This window comes from Curtobacterium sp. Curtsp22 (assembly GCF_059492135.1).
Genome location: NZ_CP168519.1, coordinates 1,474,070 through 1,490,713, shown reverse-complemented (window position 1 = coordinate 1,490,713; position 16,644 = coordinate 1,474,070). Strand labels below are relative to the sequence as shown.

General features: G+C 69.7%; 13 protein-coding genes and 1 riboswitch. Of the genes, 8 read left to right on the top strand and 5 right to left on the bottom strand.

Annotated elements, in window-relative coordinates; translation table 11 throughout:
• Window positions 1-7: 7 nt before the first annotated feature.
• Together ACEN8D_RS06975 and ACEN8D_RS06970 are read right to left on the bottom strand one after the other, a co-directional pair.
• The gene (locus ACEN8D_RS06975) at window positions 8-748 is read right to left on the bottom strand and encodes a M56 family metallopeptidase (protein WP_413461428.1); all 741 of its coding nucleotides are present in this window, start codon (window positions 746-748) and stop codon (window positions 8-10) included.
• Window positions 749-758: 10 nt separating this feature from the next.
• Window positions 759-1,133 (bottom strand): BlaI/MecI/CopY family transcriptional regulator, encoded by a 375-nt coding sequence (locus tag ACEN8D_RS06970; protein ID WP_309889371.1) that lies wholly within the window; start codon window positions 1,131-1,133, stop codon window positions 759-761.
• Between the two features lie 93 nt (window positions 1,134-1,226).
• Window positions 1,227-1,329: riboswitch (glycine riboswitch) on the top strand.
• A gap of 170 nt (window positions 1,330-1,499) precedes the next feature.
• Between ACEN8D_RS06970 and gcvT the strand changes: the two genes are divergently transcribed.
• From gcvT to ACEN8D_RS06930, 8 genes are all read left to right on the top strand, one after another.
• Window positions 1,500-2,618: a glycine cleavage system aminomethyltransferase GcvT gene (gene gcvT / locus ACEN8D_RS06965; protein WP_413398305.1), complete on the top strand. Its 1,119-nt coding sequence runs from the start codon at window positions 1,500-1,502 to the stop codon at window positions 2,616-2,618.
• 4 nt (window positions 2,619-2,622) lie between these two features.
• Window positions 2,623-3,000 (top strand): glycine cleavage system protein GcvH, encoded by a 378-nt coding sequence (gene gcvH, locus ACEN8D_RS06960; protein WP_071294536.1) that lies wholly within the window; start codon window positions 2,623-2,625, stop codon window positions 2,998-3,000.
• On the top strand, window positions 2,997-5,921 hold the full coding sequence (gene gcvP / locus ACEN8D_RS06955) for an aminomethyl-transferring glycine dehydrogenase (RefSeq protein ID WP_413398303.1): 2,925 nt from the start codon (window positions 2,997-2,999) through the stop codon (window positions 5,919-5,921). Before gcvH ends, gcvP begins: the two co-directional genes overlap by 4 nt.
• 314 nt (window positions 5,922-6,235) lie before the next feature.
• Window positions 6,236-7,864 (top strand): peptide ABC transporter substrate-binding protein, encoded by a 1,629-nt coding sequence (locus ACEN8D_RS06950; protein WP_309778894.1) that lies wholly within the window; start codon window positions 6,236-6,238, stop codon window positions 7,862-7,864.
• A gap of 231 nt (window positions 7,865-8,095) precedes the next feature.
• Entirely contained in the window at window positions 8,096-9,025 is a 930-nt protein-coding gene (locus ACEN8D_RS06945) for an ABC transporter permease (RefSeq protein WP_309778895.1), read from the top strand.
• Window positions 9,015-9,965, top strand: coding sequence for an ABC transporter permease (locus ACEN8D_RS06940; RefSeq protein ID WP_309778896.1), 951 nt, complete (start codon window positions 9,015-9,017; stop codon window positions 9,963-9,965). Before ACEN8D_RS06945 ends, ACEN8D_RS06940 begins: the two co-directional genes overlap by 11 nt.
• The gene (locus tag ACEN8D_RS06935; RefSeq protein ID WP_413398301.1) at window positions 9,962-11,704 is read left to right on the top strand and encodes a dipeptide ABC transporter ATP-binding protein; all 1,743 of its coding nucleotides are present in this window, start codon (window positions 9,962-9,964) and stop codon (window positions 11,702-11,704) included. The genes ACEN8D_RS06940 and ACEN8D_RS06935 overlap by 4 nt, the downstream gene beginning before the upstream one ends.
• Window positions 11,705-11,802: 98 nt before the next feature.
• Window positions 11,803-12,258: a PH domain-containing protein gene (locus ACEN8D_RS06930; protein WP_413398300.1), complete on the top strand. Its 456-nt coding sequence runs from the start codon at window positions 11,803-11,805 to the stop codon at window positions 12,256-12,258.
• Window positions 12,259-12,428: 170 nt separating this feature from the next.
• Here ACEN8D_RS06930 and ACEN8D_RS06925 read toward each other — a convergent pair whose 3' ends face one another.
• The 3 genes from ACEN8D_RS06925 to ACEN8D_RS06915 are packed head-to-tail and all read right to left on the bottom strand — an operon-like array spanning window position 12,429 to window position 16,488.
• Window positions 12,429-14,573, bottom strand: coding sequence for a dipeptide ABC transporter ATP-binding protein (locus ACEN8D_RS06925; RefSeq protein ID WP_413399126.1), 2,145 nt, complete (start codon window positions 14,571-14,573; stop codon window positions 12,429-12,431).
• Complete coding sequence (locus ACEN8D_RS06920) at window positions 14,566-15,504, bottom strand: ABC transporter permease (RefSeq protein ID WP_083295025.1); 939 nt, start codon at window positions 15,502-15,504, stop codon at window positions 14,566-14,568. Before ACEN8D_RS06920 ends, ACEN8D_RS06925 begins: the two co-directional genes overlap by 8 nt.
• A gap of 3 nt (window positions 15,505-15,507) precedes the next feature.
• Window positions 15,508-16,488 (bottom strand): ABC transporter permease, encoded by a 981-nt coding sequence (locus ACEN8D_RS06915; protein ID WP_070416712.1) that lies wholly within the window; start codon window positions 16,486-16,488, stop codon window positions 15,508-15,510.
• Between the last annotated feature and the right edge of the window lie 156 nt (window positions 16,489-16,644).

The following is a 16,644-nucleotide window of genomic DNA, read 5'->3' as shown; positions in this document are numbered from 1 at the left end:
ACACGCGTCAGGACCCCAGACGGGAGGCGCGGATCGCCCCGAGCGCGCTCGTCCCGTCCGCCACCAGGACGGCTCGCCGCAGCGCGTCGCGTCCGACACGTCGCGCCGCCGCGTCGTCGGCGGCGAACTCCACGAGGACGCGCGTCGAGCGCGCCATGGCGCGCGCACCGGGGATCCACGGGACCGCACGCTCGATCGACTCGGCGATCCCGACCGCGACCGCGTGGCGCTGGGTCAGGTGCGCGCGTTCATGGGCGACCACGGCCTCCAGTTCGTCGGTGCGCAGACGGTCCGCGAGCCCGGTGCTCACGAGCACGCCGCCGGCCCTGCCGGGGACGGCGCAGGCGAGTGCGTGGTCCGCCTCGAGGACGGACACCGGCGTGCCGTCGATCTCGCGGTGCGGTGCCGCACCGGAGCGCATCGCCTCGCGAACGGCCTCGTGCTCGGGGCCGGGCCGGACCCGGACCGCGATCACGAACGCGAGCACGGCGAGCAGGGCGACCCCGACGTTGAGGCCGTGCGTGGGGGAGCCGCCGAAGCCCATCGGGTCGGTGATCGGGCGGTTGGCCACGACGAGCAACGTGATGCCCGCGACGAAGCCGACGACGCCGAGCAGCACCGCCACCGACCAGCACACCAGCGCGGTGCGGGGCCGGTCGATCGTCCACGCGGAGCGGGTCAGGACCCGGGGCGCGAGGACCACGACCGCCAGGGCGAGCGCGATGAGGACGACTCCGGTGACGACCACGGCGGATCCGTCAGGAACGGGCTCGGGCGTCGAGGGCGCGGCGGATGACGTCGAGGTCGTCGGAGGCGAGCGAGCCGGTGAACTGCAGCAGGGCGGCTTCGCGGTCGCTCGCCGCGGCGAGGGCGTTCGACATGAGGGATGCGGTCTGCTCCTCCCTGCTGTTCGTCGCACGGAAGGTGAGCGGTGCGTCGTCGTGCTGCTGCCGCTCCACCCGGCCCTTGCGGCCGAGGCGGTCGAGCACGGTGAGCACGGTCGTCAGTGCGGGCCGGGGTTCCGGGAAGGCGTCGAGCACCTGGCGCGCGCTGAGCCCGCCGTCCGCCGACCAGAGCGCGTCGAGCACCGCCTGCTCGAGCTGCCCGCGGGGGCGTGATCGCTGACCTGCCATCCCCGCATTCTACGAGATGTCGAACCACCGGGTCCGTCACATGCCCGAAACGCGGGGTCGGTATGATCGGGCCGACAACTGAAGACCGGCCGTTCATCCGTCGCGGGAGACGTCGTGCGGTGCCCTGGGCACCCCGCACGGCACCGAAGGAGCAATCCCCCCGACAATCTCTCAGGTCCCACACCGCAGCGGACAGGCCACTCTGAAAAGCAGCCACGATGCCCCCACCGGGTCGGTCCGTGGCTCGCCCACGGTGAAAGCCGCCGGACCTCACGGGCCGCGGTGAAACTCTCAGGCCCATGACAGAGGGGGAGTTCCGCCCGACGACGGTCGTCGGGTCCTGCCGATGCCAGGAGAACTCCGCCCATGCCAACGTCCCCACTGCGCTCGTCGCCGCTGGAGCCCGCCCACGAAGCCGCCGGCGCCACCTTCACCGACTTCGCCGGGTACCGGATGCCCGTCCGGTACTCGTCCGACCTCGCCGAGCACCACGCCGTGCGTCAGGCCGCCGGTGTCTTCGACCTCTCGCACATGGCCGAGGTCGGCGTCACCGGTCCGCAGGCAGTGGCCTTCCTCGACCACGCACTCGCCGGGTCGTTCGGCGCGATGCCGGTCGGACGGGCGAAGTACTCACTCCTCCTCGCCGAGGACGGCGGCATCCTCGACGACCTCGTCGTCTACCGCACCGACGAGGACGTCTTCCTCGTCGTCGCGAACGCGTCGAACCGGCAGGTCGCGGTGGACGCCCTGACCGCACGGGCCGACGGCTTCGACGTCGAGGTGTCGGACGACTCGGACACCACCGCACTGGTCGCGATCCAGGGCCCGGCAGCTGCCGGGACGCTCGACGCGCTCGTCGTCGCCGACCGGCTCCAGCCGGAGAGCCCCCTCGACGAGCTCGGGTACTACCGGGCAGTGCACGCGGTGTTCGACGGCGCCGAGGTCCTCGTCGCCCGCACCGGCTACACCGGCGAGGACGGCTTCGAGGTCTATAGCGACCCGTCCGTCGCCGGAGCGCTCTGGGACGCCCTGCTCGAGGCCGGCGCCGACCGCGGGGTCGTCCCCGCCGGACTCGCCGCCCGCGACACCCTCCGGCTCGAGGCGGGCATGCCGCTCTACGGGCACGAGCTCGGCACCGACGTCCGTCCCGCCCAGGCCGGCCTCGGCCGGGTCGTGGCGAAGGACGGCGACTTCGTCGGCGCCACCGGCGTCACCCCGTCGGACGACGCCCGCGTGCTCGTCGGCCTGGTCACCGAGGGCCGCCGGGCCCCGCGTGCCGGGTACGACGTCGTGCAGGACGGCGTCGTCGTCGGCACCGTCACCTCCGGTGCGCTCTCGCCGACCCTCGGCCACCCCGTCGCGATGGCGTTCGTCGACCCGGCACTCGCCACCGAGGGACAGCTCCTCCACATCGACGTCCGCGGAACGGCCGTCCCCAGCACCGTCACCGCGTTCCCCTTCTACCGCCGCGCCTCGAAAGGCTGATGCAATGACCGACCAGACCGCACTCCAGTACACGGCCGACCACGAGTGGCTGCTCGTCGAGGGCGACACCGTCACCGTCGGCATCACCGACCACGCCGCCGAACAGCTCGGTGACGTCGTCTACGTCGAGCTCCCCGCCGTCGGCACCGCCACCACCGCGGGCGAGCAGATCGGCGAGATCGAGTCGACCAAGAGCGTCGGCGAACTCTTCGCCCCGATCGAGGGCGAGGTCGTGGCGATCAACGACGCCGTCGTCGACGCCCCCGACACCGTCAACCAGGACCCGTTCGGCGCCGGCTGGCTCGTCAAGATCAAGGTGGACGGCACCTCCTTCCCCGAGGACCTCATGGACCACGACGCGTACCGGGCGTCCATCGCATGACCGGCGACCTCCAGAACCTCCAGACGTCCTTCGCCGACCGCCACATCGGCACCACCCCGGTCGACCAGCGGACGATGCTCGACGCCGTTGGCCAGCCGACCCTCGACGCCCTCGTCCGCGCCGCGATCCCCGAGGCGATCCACGCGGCGCCGACCGTCCACTCGGGCATCCCCGCAGCGATCGGCGAGACCGAGGCGCTCGCCGAGCTCCGGGCCAAGGCCGCCCGCAACACCGTCCGTCGCGCCATGATCGGGCTCGGGTACCACGGCACCCACACCCCCGCGGTGATCCAGCGGAACGTGCTCGAGAACCCCAGCTGGTACACGGCCTACACGCCGTACCAGCCGGAGATCTCGCAGGGCCGGCTCGAGGCGCTCATCAACTTCCAGACCATGGTCTCCGACCTGACGGGCATGGCGACCGCCGGCGCCTCGATGCTCGACGAGGGCACGGCCGTGGTCGAGGGCATGCTCCTCGCCCGCCGGGCGTCCAAGGTCAAGGGCGACGCGTTCCTCGTCGACGCCGACCTGCTGCCGCAGACCCGTGCGCTGCTCGACCACCGGGCCGAGGCCGTCGGTATCGCCCTGCGCGGGTTCGACGCCGTGGCCGGACCGACCGACGAGCAGCTCGACGGTGCCTTCGGCGTCATCGTGCAGTACCCCGGTGCCTCCGGTCGGATCGTCGACCCGTCATCGGTCATCGAGCGCGTGCACGCCGGTGGGGGCATCGCGGTCGTCGCGGCGGACCTCCTCGCGATGACGCTCCTCGCCAGCCCCGGCGACCTCGGCGCGGACGTCGCCGTGGGCACGAGCCAGCGCTTCGGCGTCCCGCTCGGCTTCGGTGGCCCGCACGCCGGGTACCTCGCCGTCCGTGCCGGCCTCGAGCGCCAGCTGCCCGGCCGCCTCGTCGGGGTGTCCTTCGACGCCGACGGGCAGATGGCCTACCGCCTCAGCCTGCAGACCCGCGAACAGCACATCCGCCGCGAGAAGGCGACGAGCAACATCTGCACCGCGCAGGTCCTGCTCGCCGTGATGGCCTCGATGTACGCCGTGTACCACGGTCCCGAGGGGCTCCGCTTCATCGCGGACCGCGTCGGCCGGACGGCGTCGGCGCTCGCCGCGGCCGCCCGTGACGCCGGGCTCGAGGTCGTGCACGAGGCGTTCTTCGACACGCTCACGCTCCGTGCGCCCGGACGCGCCGAGGCACTCGTCGCCGCGGCCCGTGACGCGGACCGCCTGCTGCACCTCGTCGACGCCGACACCTTCCAGCTGTCCGTCGACGAGACGACGACGCCCGAGGACGTGACGGCCCTCGCCGTCGTGTTCGGTGCGGTCGACGCGAGCGTCCCGGCGACGGAGACCGCCGTGCGGGACGCGGCCACGCGCCTCCCGTCCGATCTGCTGCGGAGCAGCGAGTACCTGACGCACCCGGTCTTCAGCGCCCACCGCAGCGAGACCCGGATGATGCGGTACCTCAAGCACCTCGCCGACAAGGACTACGCGCTCGACCGCGGCATGATCCCGCTCGGCAGCTGCACGATGAAGCTCAACGCGGCGACCGAGATGGCGGCCGTGACGTGGCCGGAGTTCGCGAACATCCACCCGTTCGCGCCGCGCGACGACGTCGAGGGCTACCTCGACATGATCGGCGACCTCGAGTCCGGGCTGGCCGAGGTCACCGGGTACGACACGGTCTCCCTGCAGCCGAACGCCGGTAGCCAGGGCGAGCTCGCCGGACTCCTGGCGATCCGCGGGTACCACCGGTCCCGCGGCGACGAGTCCCGCACGGTCTGCCTCATCCCGTCGAGCGCGCACGGCACGAACGCCGCGTCGGCCGTCCTCGCCGGCATGCAGGTCGTCGTGGTCGCCTGCGACGAGAACGGCAACGTCGACCTCGACGACCTCCGTGCGAAGACCGAGCAGCACGGCGACCAGCTCGCCGCGCTCATGATCACGTACCCGTCCACGCACGGCGTCTACGAGCACGACATCCGCGAGATCTGCGCCGCCGTGCACGACGCCGGCGGTCAGGTCTACGTCGACGGCGCGAACCTCAACGCCCTGCTCGGCCACGCCCGGTTCGGCGACTTCGGCGGGGACGTCTCGCACCTCAACCTGCACAAGACGTTCTGCATCCCGCACGGCGGCGGCGGGCCCGGCGTCGGGCCGGTCGCCGCGAAGTCGCACCTCGCACCGTTCCTGCCGGGCCACCCGTTCGCGCAGGACGCCGACCGTCGCACCGGCTCCGTGCGCGCCGAGGGCTCCGACCGCGACGCGCACGCCGGTGGCCCGGTCAGTGCCGCGCCGTACGGCAGCCCGAGCATCCTGCCGATCACGTGGACGTACGTCCGGATGATGGGGCTCGAGGGGCTCACCCGTTCGACCGAGGCCGCGGTGCTCGGGGCGAACTACATCGCCGCACGCCTGCGCGACGCGTTCCCGGTGCTCTACACGGGGGAGTCGGGGCTCGTCGCGCACGAGTGCATCCTCGACCTCCGCCCGCTCCGGGACACGACGGGCATCACGGTGGACGACGTCGCGAAGCGCCTGGTCGACTACGGCTTCCACGCCCCGACGATGTCGTTCCCGGTCGCGGGCACGCTCATGGTCGAGCCGACCGAGAGCGAGGACCTCGCCGAGCTCGACCGTTTCGTCGACGCGATGCTCGCCATCCGTGCCGAGGCCTCGGCGGTCGAGCGTGGCGAGTGGCCGGCGGACGACAACCCGCTCGTGCACGCCCCGCACACCGCGTCGTCGGTGATCTCGGGGGAGTGGACGCACGCCTACACCCGCGAGCAGGCGGTCTATCCGCTGCCGGGCATCAGTGCCCGGAAGTACTGGCCGCCGGTGCGCCGGATCGACCAGGCGTACGGCGACCGGAACCTCGTGTGCGCCTGCCCGCCGGTCGAGGCGTTCGCCTGAGCCCGAGCCCGAGTAGCGTGTGCCCCGTCCGGTGTCCCGGGCGGGGCGCACTGCTGTGCGCAGGCAGGCAGTCGGCTTGCACAGAGTTGTGCACGGACGCAAGCATTTCGATGCGGTTGCAACAATCTCGCCCCGGCGTCCGCGATCCGCCCGAATCTTGCATCCTCTCGCAAGGATCGTGCAACTTGGTTTCCGATTTGTAACCGATCTCCCCTGGGCTTGGTGAGCACTCCCCACACTGCCTACAGTGCAAAGGTCAAACGTGGCGAGCAGGCACCCGTGCGCCCGCCGCGTCCCATGCACCAGGAGGAATCTTGATCAAGAAGCGCGCTGGGCTCGCAGCCCTCGCCGTGGTCGGGGCCACAGCAATCGCCCTGGCCGGCTGCTCGAGCAACAGCAGCAGCGGAGGTGACAAGTCGGGCTCGACGAACGCGTCCGGCATCGTCACCACCAACGGCAACGAGCCCCAGAACCCGCTCATCCCCTCGAACACCACCGAGGTCGGCGGCGGCAAGATCATCGACTCGATCTTCGAAGGCCTGGTGTCGTACGACGCCAAGGGCAAGCCGGTGAACGAGGTCGCGAAGAGCATCGACACGAGCGACTCGAAGACGTTCGACATCAAGCTCAACACCAACTACACCTTCACCAACGGCGAGAAGGTCACGGCCGAGTCGTTCACCAAGGCGTGGGACTGGGCCGCGAAGTACTCGAACAAGCAGAGCGCGAGCTACTTCTTCGAGAACATCGAGGGCTACGACGCCACGAAGGACTCGGACCTCACCGGACTCAAGGTCAAGAGCGACGACGAGTTCACCGTCACCCTCAAGTCGGCGCAGTCGGACTTCCCGCTGTCCCTCGGCTACTCGGCGTTCGTGCCGCTGCCCTCGGAGTTCTACAAGGACACCAAGGCCTTCGGTGAGAACCCGATCGGCAACGGCCCGTACAAGCTCGACGGCAAGGGTGCGTGGACGCACAACCAGTCGATCAAGCTCGTCACCAACAAGGACTACGAGGGCAAGCGCAAGCCGAAGAACGGTGGTCTGACGATCACGTTCTACACCTCGCAGGACACCGCGTACTCCGACGCCCAGGGCGGCAACCTCGACGTCCTCGACGCCGTGCCGGACAGCGCCTTCGCGAACTACAAGTCCGACTTCCCGGACTCGAACGTCAACCAGGCCGCCGCGATCTTCCAGGCGATCTACCTGCCCTACTACCTCGACCACTGGAAGGGTGAAGAGGGCAAGCTCCGTCGCGAGGCGATCTCGCTGTCGATCAACCGCAAGCAGATCACCGACAAGATCTTCGACGGCACGCGCACCCCGGCCAAGGACTTCACCTCCCCGGTGATCGCTGGCTGGAACGACGACCTCGAGGGCTCCGACGTCCTCGAGTACAACAAGTCGAAGGCCAAGGAGCTGTGGGCCGAGGCCGACAAGATCTCGCCCTACAACGACACCCTGACCGTCGCCTACAACGCTGACGGCGGCCACCAGGCCTGGGTCACCGCGGTCACCAACTCGATCTCGAGCACGCTCGGCATCAAGGCGGAGGGCAAGGCCTACCCGACGTTCGCCGAGGCCCTCGCGGTCCAGACGGACAACAAGCTGACCGGTGCGAGCCGGACCGGCTGGCAGGCCGACTACCCGTCGCTGTACAACTTCCTCGGCCCGACCATGGGTGACGGGTCGTCGAGCAACTACTCGCGCTACGACTCGACCGAGTACAACGACCTGCTCCAGAAGGGTCGTTCCGCCGCCACCGTCGAAGAGGGCAACAAGTACTTCGACCAGGCGCAGGAACTCCTCTTCAAGGACCTGCCGGAGATCCCGCTGTGGTACTCCAACGTGACCGGTGTCTGGAACGCGGACAACGTGTCGAACGTCAAGTTCGGCTGGAACTCGGTGCCGCTGTACTACGACGTCGAGGTCAAGAAGTAACACCAGTCTCCTCGTGAGACACATCGCGGACGGGTATCCTGCTCCGCGACCACCGGACGGGGGTTCGGGGGCCCACCCGCCCCGCTAACCCCCGTACCACGGCGGCAACACCTTCCCCCACCACCGCGGGCGCCGCCGCCCGCACCGGACCCCCGTGCCGACCCGCGGATCGTCCACCACTCACGACATGAACCTGAACGACATGCGCGTCCCGGACCAGGCAGCGATCTGATGGCCTGGTACCTCGGCAAGCGCCTCCTGCAACTCATCCCCGTGTTCTTCGGGGCCACGTTCCTCATCTACTTCATGGTGTTCTCCCTGCCGGGCGACCCGATCGCCGCACTGTTCGGCGACCGGCAACCGTCGCCGCAGGTGATCGAACAGCTCCGCCAGCAGTACAACCTCGACAAGCCGTTCCTGGTCCAGTACTTCCTCTGGATCGGCGGGGTGTTCCGCGGTGACCTCGGGCTGACCTACTCGGGGCTGCCCGTGAGCTCGCAGCTCGCGCAGGCGTTCCCGATCACGGCGCGCCTTGCGATCCTGTCGCTCGTCTTCGAGTCGATCGCCGGCATCGTCGTCGGTGTCATCGCCGGTCTCCGGAAGGGCAAGCTCTTCGACGCGACCGCGCTGGTCGTGAGCCTCCTGCTCATCTCGGTCCCGACGTTCGTGGTGGGCTTCCTGCTGCAGTACGTCTTCGGCATCAACCTCGGGCTCTTCCGGGTGACGGTGTCGAGCGAGGCGCCGTGGTCCGAGCTCGTGCTCCCCGCGATCGTGCTGGCGACGGTGTCGTTCGCCTACATCGTCCGGCTCACCCGTGCGAGCGTCGCCGAGAACATGTCGGCCGACTTCGTGCGGACCGCGACGGCCAAGGGCCTCCCGCGGCGTCGGGTCGTGGGCGTGCACATCTTCCGCAACTCGCTCATCCCCGTGGTGACCTACCTGGGTGTCGACATCGGCAACCTGATGGTCGGCGCGGTCGTCACCGAGGGCATCTTCAACATCCACGGCGTGGGTGGCACGGTGTTCCAGGCCGTCAAGCTCGGCGAGGGTCCGACCGTCGTGTCGTTCGTCGCCGTGATGGTCATCATCTTCATGCTCGCCAACCTCCTGGTCGACCTGCTCTACGCCGTCCTGGACCCGAGGATCCGCTATGCCAAGTAACACCGAACCCCGCTCGGCGACCCACTACGTCGCCCCGATCGAGGAGACCCCGCTCCAGGCGATCGACCAGGTCAACGAGGACGAGAAGACCCGTTCGACCTGGAGCGACGCCTGGGACGCGATGCGGGTCCGCCCGATGTTCTGGGTGTCCTCCGTCCTCATCCTGCTGATCATCCTCGTGGCGCTCTTCCCGGGCCTCTTCGCCCACGTCGACCCGCGTGCGGCGAACCTGGCGAAGAGCAACGAGGGGTCGGAGCCCGGCCACATCCTCGGCTTCAACCGTCAGGGCAACGACGTGTACGCCCGAACCATCTGGGGCACGCGCAACTCGCTCATCGTCGGTGTCGTCGCGACGGTCCTGGTGTCGATCGTCGGGATCGTGATCGGCGCCCTCGCCGGGTTCTTCGGCGGTTGGCTCGACACCATCGTGTCCCGCATCGGCGACATCTTCTTCTCGATCCCGACCGTCCTCGGCGCGATCGTGATCATGTCGGTGCTCCCGGCGCGCAACGCCCTGACGGTGTCGCTCGTCCTCGCGGCGTTCGCCTGGCCGCAGATCGCCCGCATCATGCGCGGCGCGGTGCTCAGCGCGAAGCAGTCCGACTACGTCACCGCCTCGGCGGCGCTCGGCGTGAGCCGGTTCACGACGCTGGTCCGGCACGTGGTGCCGAACTCGCTCGCGCCGGTCATCGTCGTGGCGACGGTGTCGCTCGGCACGTTCATCGTGGCCGAGGCGACGCTGTCCTTCCTCGGCATCGGTCTGCCCGACTCTGCGCTCAGCTGGGGGCAGGACATCGGCAACGCGCAGGCGTCGATCCGCACCGCGCCCTCGACGATCTTCTGGCCGTCGGCCGCACTGTCCATCACCGTGCTCTCGTTCCTCCTCCTCGGTGACGTGGTCCGCGACGCACTCGACCCGAAGGCGAGGGCCCGCCGATGAGCGAGACTCTGACCCAGCCGAACGCCAGCCGCACCGGCGGCACCGGCGCGCCGCTGCTCGAGATCACCGACCTCGAGGTCGGCTTCAAGACCCAGAACGGATTCGTCCAGGCGGTCCGCGGTGCGAGCTTCACCCTCGAGCAGGGCGAACGGCTCGCGATCGTCGGCGAGTCCGGCTCCGGCAAGTCGACGAGCGCCCAGTCGATCATCAAGCTCCTGCCTGGGACCGGCCAGGTCACCGACGGGTCGATCAAGTTCAACGGGCGCGAGCTCGTCGGCCTGACCGACAAGGAGATGTCGGAGATCCGCGGGAAGGAGATCGGCTACGTCCCCCAGGACCCGATGTCGAACCTCAACCCGCTGTGGTCGATCGGGTTCCAGGTCGAAGAGGCCATCAAGGCCAACGGCATCGCGACCGGCAAGCACGCCATCCGTGCCCGTGCGGTCGAGGTCCTGCAGGAGGCCGGCCTCGGCGACGCCTCGACCCGCCTGAAGCAGTACCCGCACGAGTTCTCCGGCGGCATGCGGCAGCGCGTGCTCATCGGCATCGGTCTGTCGAGCCGCCCGAAGCTGCTCATCGCCGACGAGCCGACGAGTGCGCTCGACGTCACCGTGCAGCGTGTGATCCTCGACCACCTCGAGACCCTCACCCGCGACTTCGGCACGTCCGTCCTGTTCATCACGCACGACCTCGGCCTCGCTGCCGAGCGCGCCGAGAAGCTCGTCGTGATGTACAAGGGCCAGGTCGTCGAGGCCGGGCCCTCGAAGGAGATCCTGGCGAACCCGCGGCACCCGTACACGCAGCGCCTCGTCGCGGCGGCACCGTCGCTCGCGAGCCGCCGCATCCAGTCCAAGGTGCAGCACCAGCGTGTCGACATCGCGGATGTCGGGAGCGACGACGCCGAGCTCCTCGCCCGCGCCCAGGAGCGCGAGCAGACGCCGGCGAAGGACCTCATCGTGGTGAAGAACCTCGAGAAGGTCTACAAGCTGCGCGGCAAGAACCTCGCCTCCCGCGAGCTGAAGGCCGTCGACGACGTCTCGTTCTCGATCCCGAAGGGCACCACCACGGCGCTCGTCGGCGAGTCCGGTTCGGGCAAGTCGACCGTCGCGAAGCTCGTCCTGCAGCTCGAGGACATCACGAGCGGCACGGTCCAGTTCGACGGCATCGACATCGGCGCGCTGAAGGGCAAGGACCTCTTCGACTTCCGCCGCCGCGTGCAGCCGGTCTTCCAGGACCCGTACGGCTCGCTGGACCCGATGTACAACGTCGGGAACACGATCGCCGAGCCGCTGCACACGCACAAGGTGGGTGACAAGGCGTCCCGCCGGGCCCGCGTGCTCGAACTGCTCGACCAGGTCGCGCTGCCGAAGTCGATGGTGAACCGCTACCCGAACGAGCTCTCGGGCGGGCAGCGGCAGCGCATCGCCGTGGCGCGGGCCCTCGCGCTCAAGCCCGAGGTCATCGTGCTCGACGAGGCGGTCTCCGCGCTCGACGTGCTCGTGCAGGGCCAGATCCTCGACCTGCTCACCGAGCTGCAGTCCGAGCTGGGCCTGACCTACTTGTTCATCACGCACGACCTGGCCGTCGTCCGCCTCGTGGCGGACAACGTCTGCGTCATGCGCAAGGGACAGATCGTCGAGAAGGCGACCACCGACGAGGTCTTCGCCAACCCGCGCGAGCAGTACACGAAGGACCTGCTGGACGCCATCCCCGGCGCCGGGTTCGAGTTCGGACGCTGATCCCGCTGGACACGAACGAGGCCGGACGCACCGTCGTCCTCCGCGCAGGCCGCGGAGGCGCGGTCGCGTCCGGCCTCGTCGCGTTCCTGGCGCTGTTCATGCTCGGCGACGCCGCGGTGCGGGGGAGCTGGGACGTCGTCCTGCACGCCGTCGGTCCCCTCGCCGCGCTCGTCTGGGTGCTCTGGGTGCTCACCTTCCGCCCGCACGTACGGATCACCGACGACGCGATCACGGTGGTGAACCCGCTCCGGTCCACGACGGTCCCGTGGGGCGCCGTCGAGGACGTCCGGATGCGCTGGCAGATCGTGCTCGACCTCGCCGACGGCCGCCGCCTCACCTGCTGGGGTGGTCCGTCGCTGCCGCGGCCGAAGCCGACCCGACGCGGGGAGCCCCGCGTGCTGCGGCAGCCGGACGAGTTCGTCGCGGTCCGCGACCGCTGGTCGGAACGGCACGGGCGCACGCCCGACGCCCCCGTCGTCCAGGGCTGGGACGGCCCCGCGGTCGTGTCCGGGCTCGTCGTGCTCGTGCTCTGCGTCGTCGCGCTGCTCGTCTGACACCGGCGCGCACACGCGACCGCGAGCGCAGCGTGCGAGGTCCCGTGCAGCGTGCGGGGCGAACGCGCTCGCACCGCGAGCGAGACCTAGCACACTGCTGAGAGGACGGACGGGAGGCGCGGTGCCAGCTGGCACCGCGCCTCCCGTCCCTCACACGGAACGTCAGTCGGTCACACCGTCGCCGACACCCGCTCGGTGAGCAGGTGGTTCTGGTCGGTCTGGATGCAGGCCACGCCGCGTCCGTGCACGTCCTGCAGGCGCGGGTCCACCGAACGGCACTGCTGCTGCCGGTCCTCGTCGAGGAGCTGGTACAGCGGGCAACGGGTGCGGAACCGGCACCCGTCGATCCGTTCCGTGGGGGAGGGGAGGTCGCCGTCGAGCAGGATGCGTCCGCGGGCGGCCTCGGCGAACGGGTCCGGCACCGGGACCGCGGACAGCAGGGCCCTGGTGTAGGGGTGCTGCGGATCGTCGAACACGCGGTCGCCGTCGCCGTACTCGACGATCCGGCCGAGGTACATGACCGCGACGTCGTCGGCGATGTGCCGGACGACCGAGAGGTCGTGCGCGACGAACAGGTAGGACAGGCCCAGGCGGTGCTTGAGGTCCTCGAGCAGGTTGATGACACCGGCCTGCACGGACACGTCCAGCGCCGACACCGGCTCGTCGAGCACGAGGATCTTCGGCTCGACGATGAGCGCGCGGGCGATGCCGATGCGCTGTCGCTGGCCGCCGGAGAACTCGTGGGGGTACCGGTCGATGTAGCTCGGCTCGAGACCGACGAGCTCGAGCGAGTCCCGCACGCGTCGGCGGATCTCGTCCTTCGGCACGCCCTGCACCGTGAGCGGCTCGCCGATCACGGACCCGATGTCGAGACGGGGGTCGATGGAGGCCATCGGGTCCTGGAAGACGACCTGGATGTCGCTCCGGAGCGCACGGCGGTCGGACTTCGACAGGGTGCCGGTGTCGACGCCGTTGACCGTGATGGTGCCCTGCTGCGCTCCGGCGAGCTCGAGGATCTCCATGATCGTCGTGGTCTTGCCGCAGCCGGACTCGCCGACGAGCCCGAGGACCTGTCCGCGCTTCAGCGTGAGCGAGATCCCGTCGACCGCGTGCACCTCGCCGATGCGCCGGCGGAACAGGGCGCCCTTCGTCAGCGGGAAGGTCTTCACGACGTCGTCGAGCTGCAGGACCACGTCGTCGCCGTGGTCGATCTCGGACTCGGGGACGTCCTCGGGGCGCGGGAAGATCTCGGAGCGGGCGAGCGTGCCGGCGGCGATCTCGTCGCGGCGGATGCACGCCGCGGTGTGCTCATCATCGAAGGCGCCGTTCGTGATGGTCGTCGTCGCACCGGTCAGGACCGGGTTGTCGTCGCTCGGTGCCACCGACGGGGCGATCAGGGCCGGCTCGCCCTCACGGCAGGCGTCGAGGACCGCGGGGCAGCGATCGGCGAACGGGCAGCCGGTCGGCTTCTGGGTGAGCAGCGGCGGGCGGCCGTCGAGCGGGACGAGGCGCTCCGAGCGTGCCGAGGCCATGTTCGGCATCGAGCGGAGCAGACCGATCGTGTACGGCATGACCGGCTCGCGGAAGAGAGGTTCGACCGGCGCCGTCTCGACGATCCGGCCGGCGTACATCACGGCCACGCGGTCCGCGTTGCCGGCGACGACGCCGAGGTCGTGCGTGATGAGGACGACGGCGGCACCGGTCATGTCCTTGGCGGTCTGCAGGACGTCGAGGATCTGTGCCTGGATCGTCACGTCGAGCGCCGTGGTCGGCTCGTCGGCGATGATCAGCTTCGGGTCGTTGGCGATGGCGATCGCGATCATGGCGCGCTGCCGCATGCCGCCGGAGAACTCGTGCGGGAAGGCGTCGAGCCGCCGCGAGGGGTTCGGGATGCCGACGACGCGGAGGAGTTCCTCGGCACGGGCCCGGGCGGCGTGCGCGGTGAGGTTCCGGTCGTGCAGCCGCAGCCCCTCGACGATCTGCTGGCCGATCGTGTACACGGGCGTCAGGGCGGAGAGCGGGTCCTGGAAGACCATCGCGATGTCGCCGCCACGGAGCTTCGACATCTCGCGGTCGTTCAGGCCGAGCAGCTCGCGGCCGTCGAACCGGATGCTGCCCTCGACCTTGGCCGACGACGGGAGCAGACCCATCACGGCCATCGAGGACACCGACTTGCCCGATCCGGACTCGCCGACGATGCCGAGGAACTCGCCCTGGTTGACGGAGTAGTCCACGCCGCGCACGGCGTACACGGGCTTGGAGCCCGGGTTGAACGTGACGGCGAGGTCGGAGACGGTGAGCAGCGGCTCAGTCACGGTTGGCTCCCGAGGTGGGGTCGATGGCGTCGCGCAGGGCGTCGCCGAGCAGGCTGGTGGAGAGGACCGTGGCGACGAGCGTCGCAGCCGGCAGGACGAACAGCCACGGCCGGGTGACCGCGGACTGGCTGCCGGCGGCGAGCAGGGTGCCGAGCGACACGTCCGGCACCTGGATGCCGAAGCCGAAGAAGCTCAGGGCGCTCTCGGAGAGGATCATCGCGCCGACGCCGAGCGTGGCGTCGATGATGAGCAGCGAGGCCACGTTCGGCAGGATGTGCCGCCGGATGATCGTGAACGACGGGACGCCCATGAACCGTGCGGCCTTGACGTAGTCGCGCTCCCGGAGGGACATCGTCTGTCCGCGGATCACGCGGGCCATGATCATCCACCCGAAGATCGCCAGGCCGACGATGAGCGCCAGCCAGCTGAGGTTCTTGAACAGCGGGCTGAGGAGCACGAGCGCGTAGAACGACGGGATGACCAGGAGCAGGTCGATGCCCCACACGAGCGCCCGGTCGACGAACCCGCCGAAGTACCCGGCGATCGCTCCGACTATGCCCGCGATGAGGGTCGCGGCGGGACCGGCGATGAGCCCGATGAGCAAGGACTTCTGCAGGCCCACCAGGGTCTGGGCGTAGATGTCCTGGCCGATGTCGTTCGTGCCGAACCAGTGCGAGGCGCTCGGCGGCATGCCGAAGGCGAGCCCGTCGGAGTCGACGGCGTTCCAGTGGTACAGGTACGGACCGACGAAGGCCCAGAGCAGGATGAGGAGGAGTGCACCGCCACCGATGCGGGCACGCCAGGTGCCGAGCACCTTGCGCCAGAGCGGGGTGCGGCCACCCTTCACCTCGACGACGTGCGCCGGCTGCCCGGCGTTGCCGTCACCGGGGTCGCCGGCGGTGGTCGTGGTCGTGGGGTCGAGAACTGACACGGGTCACACCCTCACTCGCGGGTCGAGCGCGGCGTAGAGCAGGTCCGCGAGGGTGCCTGCGATGAGCACGAGGATCGCCGTGAAGAGGATCGTGCCCGCTGCCGCGTTGATGTCGTTGTTGCTGATGCTCTGGACGAAGTACTCGCCCATGCCGTGCCAGCTGAAGACCAGTTCGGTGATGCTCGCACCGGTCAGGATGAGGCCGAACGAGTACGCGAAGAACGTCGACATCGGGATGAGGGCGACGCGGACACCGTGCCGCATGATGGCCGATCCACGTGTCCGGCCCTTCGAGCGCGCCGTCCGGATGAAGTCGTTCGACAGCACGTCGAGCATCGCGGAGCGCTGGTAGCGCGAGTACGAGGCGACGGCGCCGACCGTCAGCGAGATCGTCGGTAAGAGCAGGTGCACCAGCCGGTCGCCGAGCACCGGGAAGAACCCGGTCACCCCCGGGGTGTACTCACCGGTGAACGAGATCAGCTGCGTCCCGACCGCCCCGTTGAGGGTCGTCGCGAGGATCATCAGCACCACCGCGATGACGAAGGGCGGCGTCGCGAGCACCGCGAACGACAGGTAGGTCGACACCTGGTCGGAGGTCTTGTACTGCTTGACGGCGTTCCAGACGCCGAGCAGGACGCCGAGGATCGCACCGAGCAGGGTGCCGATCACCAGCAGCCGCAGGCTCGTGCCGGAGCGGGCGACGATGTCGGCCGTGACCTCGGTGCCGCGGGCGCTGATGCCGAGCGAGCCGTGCGTGACCAGGTTCACCCACCAGTTCCACGTGCGGACCAGGAGCGGGGTGTTCGGGTCGGCGCCGAGCTTCTGGAGCGCGGCGTCGATCGAACTCTGCGGGACCGGCGGGTTCTTGCCGAGGTACCGGGACGTCGGGTTGAGCGTCGCGCTGGCGAGGATGTAGCCGAGCGTCGTCGCGACGATCGTCAGGATCACGTAGTTGACGATCCGCTTCGCGAGGAAAGCAAGCATGTACTGGGACCTCAGTGGGGTGCGGCCGTCCGTCCGGACGGCGTTGTTCGGTGGCGACAGGCTAGCCGCTTCCGAGCCGGGGTGGGTGATCCCTGTTGACGCTATGCAACATTCGTTACGAGCATGTTTCGATTCGGTACAGCAGCCCTTGTGCGA